The organism is Streptomyces sp. NPDC047971 (assembly GCF_040653355.1).
In the GTDB taxonomy this organism is placed as follows: Bacteria; Actinomycetota; Actinomycetes; order Streptomycetales; family Streptomycetaceae; genus Streptomyces.
Genome location: NZ_JBEZNW010000084.1, coordinates 1 through 6022, shown reverse-complemented (window position 1 = coordinate 6022; position 6022 = coordinate 1). Strand labels below are relative to the sequence as shown.

Genomic DNA, 6022 nt, shown 5'->3' with positions numbered 1-6022 from the left:
CGCGGGGCAAGAGCCCCGCGGCACCCGCCGCGTTCCCGCGCCGCTACAGGTCGCCCGCCGGCACCGCACGCGGGTCGTGCGGCAGCGGCCAGGGAGCGAGCCGCGGGTCGGGGATCGGCTTGTCCGCCGTCTCCACCTCGGCCGTCTCGAACCCCCGGGCCAGATAATTGCGCACGGCATGCCGGTGGTCGAGCGTGCTGGTACGCAGGAAGACGTGCGACGTGGGCCCGGCTCCCGGGCTCCAGTCGACACCGCCGCGCCAGGCGTTCTCCACGCAGGCGGTGAGCAGCGCACCGCCCAGGCCCTGCCCGTAGAACTGCGGCAGAAGGCCGAACAGCACGATCTCCACCGCGCCGCCCGGCCGCGTCTGCAGCTCGAAGAAGCCGGCGACGGTGCCCCGGACCGTGGCGATCCAGGTCGCCACGGTGTCCTGGCCGACCCATGCCGCCCAGGTCTCGTGGTCCCACGCGAACCGGTCCGTCCAGCACACCCGGGAGCCCACCGCCGCGTACAGAGCACGGCTCAGGTCGATCGACGGCACCTCGGACCGCTCCACCCGCATGGGCACGCTCGCGCCCACCGGGCGCAGCTGCCCGGGCGAGGACATCCGGAGCGTCCACGTGGTCACTCCGCGCCGCACGGTCCGCGCGGCGGGTTCCGAATCAATCATCTCTGTCTGTGTCACAGCGAGCCCTCACGTGTGATGGAGCCTCAGTACTTGGCGAGGAACTCGATGATCGCGGCGTTGACCACGTCAGGGCGCTCCAGGTTGCCGAGGTGTCCGCAGTCGGGGATCTCCACGTGGTCGCAGCCGGGAATGGCGTCCGCGACCTCGGCCACCAGGTGCGGCGGGCAGATGAGGTCGTCGGCGAAGGCGATCGTGCGACACGGCACGGTGATCGTGCGCAGCGCCTCGCGGCGGTCGCCCGCCCGGTCCACCCCGGCCTGCCCGCCGCCGCCCGTGCCGCCGCCCGTCAGCTCGAAGATCTCCAGCCATCCGGAGGCCGCCACGTCGTCGTTCAGCGTCGCCGGCGACAGCATCTCCAGGACCGTCCGCATCGCCTCGTAACTCGGCGGCAGCCGCACACCGCTCTCCCGCAGCACCCGGTCCGCCTCCGTCATGGCCCGCCGCGTCGCGTCGGAACGCGCGCGCGTGGCGATCAGGACGGCGGAGCGGACCAGGTGCGGTGCCTGACAGGCCACTTCCTGGGCGATCATCGCTCCCATGGACGTGCCGACGATACGGCACGGGCCGAGGTCCAGGGCCTCGATCAGCCCTCGGGTGTCGGCCGCCATCTCGGCGAGCGTGTACATCCCGGGAGGCGAGTCGGAGGCGCCGATGCCCCGGTTGTCGAAGATGATCGTCTCGTAGCCCGCCGCGTTGAGCGCCGGTGTCTGGTGCGTGGTCCAGACGTGGCCGGCGGCACCCGAGCCCATGATGAGGAGCACCGGCTCCCCCTGGCCCGAGCGCTGGTACGAGAGCCGGATGCCATTGGAGGTCACATAGGGCATGGCGCGCCCTCGGTCACGGTCATGGGGTGCAAGAGGGTCTCCAGTCGTCGTGGGAGCACTCGTGGAAGAGGGGTGAGCGGGGAGGCCGGCCGGTGCCGGGCGGCCCGACACCCGTCGGGCGCACCACCATGACATCGCCCCAACTCGTCCATCAAGACTGTCTGTTGACGCCTCCTCCGGACACGCGCGCGCTGTTCGACCGGTCCCCGCACGCAGTTGAACGACCAGGTGGCGGCCGTTGACCCGGGCCGTGCGCCCGGGCGCATAGTGGTTCTCCGGCCGTGCCCGTCACCTGTCCGACGTGTGACCGCCGGCCCCGGGGGCCCGTCCCCGAACGCTTCCGGCTCCGCCCAGGAATCCCCCGTCCCGGCGGAGCCGGAAGCCCGCACGCCCGCATGCGCGGGGTCCCGGCACCCCGGCCGCGGTCTCCGGCCCTGACCCGGCTCCCGGGCCTCCGGCCCCGGACGGCCGACGAGCCGGGCCGGGTGAGCCGCGGGACCACGGACGAGGAAGCAAGCAAACGGAGAAGAGGCCGGCATGACCGACACCAGGGGAACCACCGACCCGGCGCACTGGAAGCCGCTGGAACTGCGCCCCGAGGGTGGCGCCACCGGCGCCGAAGGGATACGCGAAGTCCTCGCCGCGACAGGTGACTTCGCGCAGCTGCTCGCGCGCGAGAAGGCCGTCGTGTTCCGCGACTTCGACGTCGCCGAGCACGACGTCGAGACCGCCATGGATCTGCTGCTGCCGAACCGGCTCTCCTACATGCACGGCACCTCGCCGCGCACCAGGCTCGGCGGGAACCTCTACACGTCCACCGAGTACCCGCAGCACATGACCATCGCCATGCACAACGAGCTGTCCTACAGCCACCACTGGCCCGAGCGACTCTTCTTCTACTGCGCCACCACCCCCGGCTCCGGCGGCGCGACGCCCGTCGTCGACGGAGGGCTGTGGCTGGAATCCCTCGACACGGAGGTGCGGGACGCCTTCGCGGACGGCATCCGCTACACCCAGAACCTCCACGACGGCCTCGGACTCGGCCGCAGCTGGCGCCAGACCTTCGAGACCGACGACCGCACCGTCGTCGAATCCTTCCTCGAACAGGGGGAGTTCGACTGGCGGTGGATGTCCGACGGCGGTCTGCGCATGATCAGCCCGATCCGCCCGGCCACCGTCGCACACCCCCACTCCGGCACCGAGGTCTGGTTCAACCAGGCGGACCACTTCCACCCGGCCGCGCTCGGCGACGAGACCTCCCGCGAACTGGCGCAGATCCTCCCCCCGGAGGAACTGCCCCAGTCCGTCACCTTCGCGGACGGCAGCCCCATCCCCGACGCCCACATCCTGCACATCCACGACCGGGGTCTGGAGGTCGCCGTCGACGTCGACTGGCGCCAGGGCGACCTGATGGTCATCGACAACGTCGCCGTCGGCCACGGCCGGCGCCCCTTCGGCGGCGACCGCCGGGTCCTGGTGGCCATGTCCGGCTGAAGCCCGCGCACCACGCGTGAAGGGGCCCACCTCTGCGAGGTGGGCCCCTTCACGCGTACCGGCCGGCCCTCAGGCCGCCTTCATCCGTACCGGCAGCGTCTCCGGGCCGTTGACCACGATCGAGTCGAGGAGTCTCGGCTCGCCGTCCAGCTCGACGTCCACGCCCCGCTCCAGCAACTCGCCGTACAACAGCCGCATCTCCACCTTGGCGAGCATGCTCCCCAGACAGAAGTGCTCCCCGAAGCCCAGCGACAGGTGGCGATTGGGCGTCCGGCGCACGTCGAAGACGTCAGGATCGTCGAAGACGGCCTCGTCGCGGTTGGCCGACGGCAGCCAGAAGACCACCCTGTCGCCTGCCTCGATGCGCTGCCCGTGGATCTCCGCGGGCCGCACCGCCGTACGCATGATGTGCGTCGCCGTCGACGTCCAGCGCAGCACCTCCTCCACCGCGGACGGCAGCAGCCCGGGCTCCTCCCGCACCGCCCCCCACTGGTCCGGCCGCTGAAGGAAGGTCAGCATCCCGCCGGCCGCCGCGATGCGCGTGTTCTCCGTACCGCCCACCAGCAGGTTGTCGCAGTTCAGGATCACGTCGTCCGGGCTCAGACGCTCCCCGTCGATCTCCGCCGTCGCCAGGATGCTCACCAGGTCGTCGCCCGGATCCTCCGCCTTGTCGGCCTGAAGCGTCTCGAAGTACCCCAGGATGTCCAGGTGCGCGAACCTGCGGGTCGCCGGGTCGCCGGCCGCGAACGCCTGGCTCGTCAGCTCGTACAGGTGCTCCCAGTCGGACTCCGGCACGCCCATCATCCTGCAGATCACGTAGAGCGGGACACGGGCCGCGACATCGGCCACGAAGTCACAACTCCCCCTCTCCAGCGCCTTGTCGACCACTCCCCGGGCGATGTCCCTCATCTCCGCCTCCAGGGCCCGGACCGACCGCACGGCGAACCAGCCGTCGACCAGCCCTCGCAGCTGCCTGTGCCGGGGCGCGTCCGTCAGGGCCAGCGTGCGCCCGCCGCCGGGGTCGGCCCCGTGCTCGGCCGGCCGCAGCAGGATCCCCTGCGCCGAACTGAACGTCTCCGCGTCGCGGTAGGCCGTGCGGATGTCGTCGTAACGCGTCAGCGACCAGAAACCGGGCAGCTCGCCCGGCTGGTGCCAGTGCACCGGATCGTTGGCGCGCAGCCAGCGCCATTGCGCGAAGGGGTCACCGTGGGAATAGAGTGCGGGATCCACCAGATTTATGTGTGGCGCTGAATCGGGCATACGGGTGCCTCGCAGATAGTGGGGTGGCCTGGAAATGGTTCGCGCAATACATCTGACGCGCGCGATCGAATAGCGGCACTTTTCACCGTCGCAGGGGGCGTACGAGTACGTCAAGGCTGTCCGGGACAGCCCCGCCCCGCGTTCAACTGCCGTCCCCACACAGTTGAACGCTCACCGGAAGCGCATTGATCACCACTGGTCACTGAGCCATAGTGGGTCGCCGCGCGCCAGGCGCCGAAGAAGTCAGAATCTCAGTTCACAGCTTTTTGCAAGAGGAGCTGGGCGGTCATGCGCATGCCCGATCGAGGCAGCCCGTGCGGTTCCAGTCGATGAGTCGAACGATTGGAGTGCGCGGGAATGCCCAAGACCGAAGGTGAGCTCCGCGAATTGATGGGCGGACAGCTCGGTATCTGGTACGCACAGCAACTCGCTCCCGACAACCGGGCCTTCTTCATCTCGGAGTACATCGAGATCCACGGCTCCGTGGACCAAGACCTCCTCGTGCGCGCCGCCGACCTGCGCGTACGCGAGATGGAGACCTTGCGCCTGCGCATGCGCACCGTCGACGGAACACCCGTGCAGTACCTGCACGACGCCGCCGACTACCCCGTCCGGACCGTCGACGTCAGCGCCGAGCCCGACCCCCGCGCCGCCGCCCGCGCCTGGATGGACGCCGACCTGCGCCGCCCCGCCGAACTCGAAGGCGGCCCACTGTTCGACGAGGCCCTCATCAAGGTGGCGGACGAGCTCCACTACTGGTACATACGCCCGCACCACCTCGTGCTCGACGGCCAGGGCGGCCTCGTCGTGGCCCGGCGCGGCGCCGAGATCTACACCGCCCTCCTCGAAGGCCGCGACCCCGATGAAGGCGCCGCCGAACCCGTCTCCGTACTCCTCGACGCCGACCGCGCCTACCGCGAGTCCGTCCAGTTCGAGGAGGACCGCCGGTACTGGCGCGAGCTGCTCGCCGATCACCCCGCCGTCCACGGCGGCGACTCCTACAAGTCCCGCCGCGCCCAGCACGCCCCCCTGCGCCACACCGACGGTGTCGACACCGCGGCCGGCGACGCGCTCAGGGCCGGAGCCCGGCGCCTGAAGACCAGCTTCGCCGGCCTGATGATCGCGGCCGCCGCGCTCTACCAGCACCGCGTCACCGGCGCGCGGGACGTCACCGTCGGCCTGCCCGTCCGCGCCCGCTCCGACAAGCGGAGCCTCGGCGTGCCCGGCATGACGTCCAACATCCTGCCGCTGCGGCTCACCATCGGCCCGGACTCCACCGTCGAGGACGTCGTACGCGACACCTCCCGCGCGATCCGCGACGGACTGCGCCACCAGCAGTACCGCTACAAGGACATGCTGCACGACCTGAACATCGCCGACGGCGACCTGTGCGGGCTGCACATCAACGTGATGGCCTTCGACTACGACCTGCGCTTCGGCGACTGCCCCACCGTCACCCACAACCTGTCCACCGGACCCGTCGACGACATCCGCATCGACGTCTACGCGCGCGCCGGCATGCAGATCAACGTCGACGTCAACCCCGACGTCCACGACCTCACCGACGCCGCCGCCGTCTCCGGCCGCTACCTGAACGTCGCCCACTGGCTCGCGAACGCCGCCCCCGACGACCTCGTCGCACGCGCCGAGATCCTCGACGGCGAGGAGCGTCGTCTGGTGGTGGAGGAGTGGAATGCCACGGATGTGGGTGTGGTGGCGGGGACGTTGCCGGAGTTGTTCGAGGCGCAGGTGGTGC

Annotated in this window: 5 protein-coding genes; 2 read left to right on the top strand and 3 right to left on the bottom strand. The window is 70.6% G+C overall.

All coding sequences use genetic code 11. From position 1 onward, the window contains the following. Positions 1-43: 43 nt before the first annotated feature. Entirely contained in the window at positions 44-670 is a 627-nt protein-coding gene (locus tag AB0D99_RS35425; RefSeq protein ID WP_362372289.1) for a GNAT family N-acetyltransferase, read from the bottom strand. Positions 671-711: 41 nt separating this feature from the next. Beyond that, positions 712-1512: an alpha/beta fold hydrolase gene (locus tag AB0D99_RS35420; RefSeq protein WP_362372286.1), complete on the bottom strand. Its 801-nt coding sequence runs from the start codon at positions 1510-1512 to the stop codon at positions 712-714. A 537-nt stretch (positions 1513-2049) separates the two neighbouring features. On the opposite strand from AB0D99_RS35420, the gene AB0D99_RS35415 reads away from it, so the two are divergent. Further along, positions 2050-3006, top strand: coding sequence for a TauD/TfdA family dioxygenase (locus AB0D99_RS35415; protein WP_362372283.1), 957 nt, complete (start codon positions 2050-2052; stop codon positions 3004-3006). Positions 3007-3075: 69 nt separating this feature from the next. Here the strand turns inward: AB0D99_RS35415 and AB0D99_RS35410 are convergent, their stop codons facing one another. Beyond that, entirely contained in the window at positions 3076-4236 is a 1161-nt protein-coding gene (locus AB0D99_RS35410; RefSeq protein WP_362372280.1) for a cytochrome P450, read from the bottom strand. A 387-nt stretch (positions 4237-4623) separates the two neighbouring features. Between AB0D99_RS35410 and AB0D99_RS35405 the strand changes: the two genes are divergently transcribed. Then, positions 4624-6022, top strand: a 1399-nt coding sequence (locus AB0D99_RS35405) for a condensation domain-containing protein (protein ID WP_362372277.1), incomplete at its 3' end; no start/stop codon positions are given.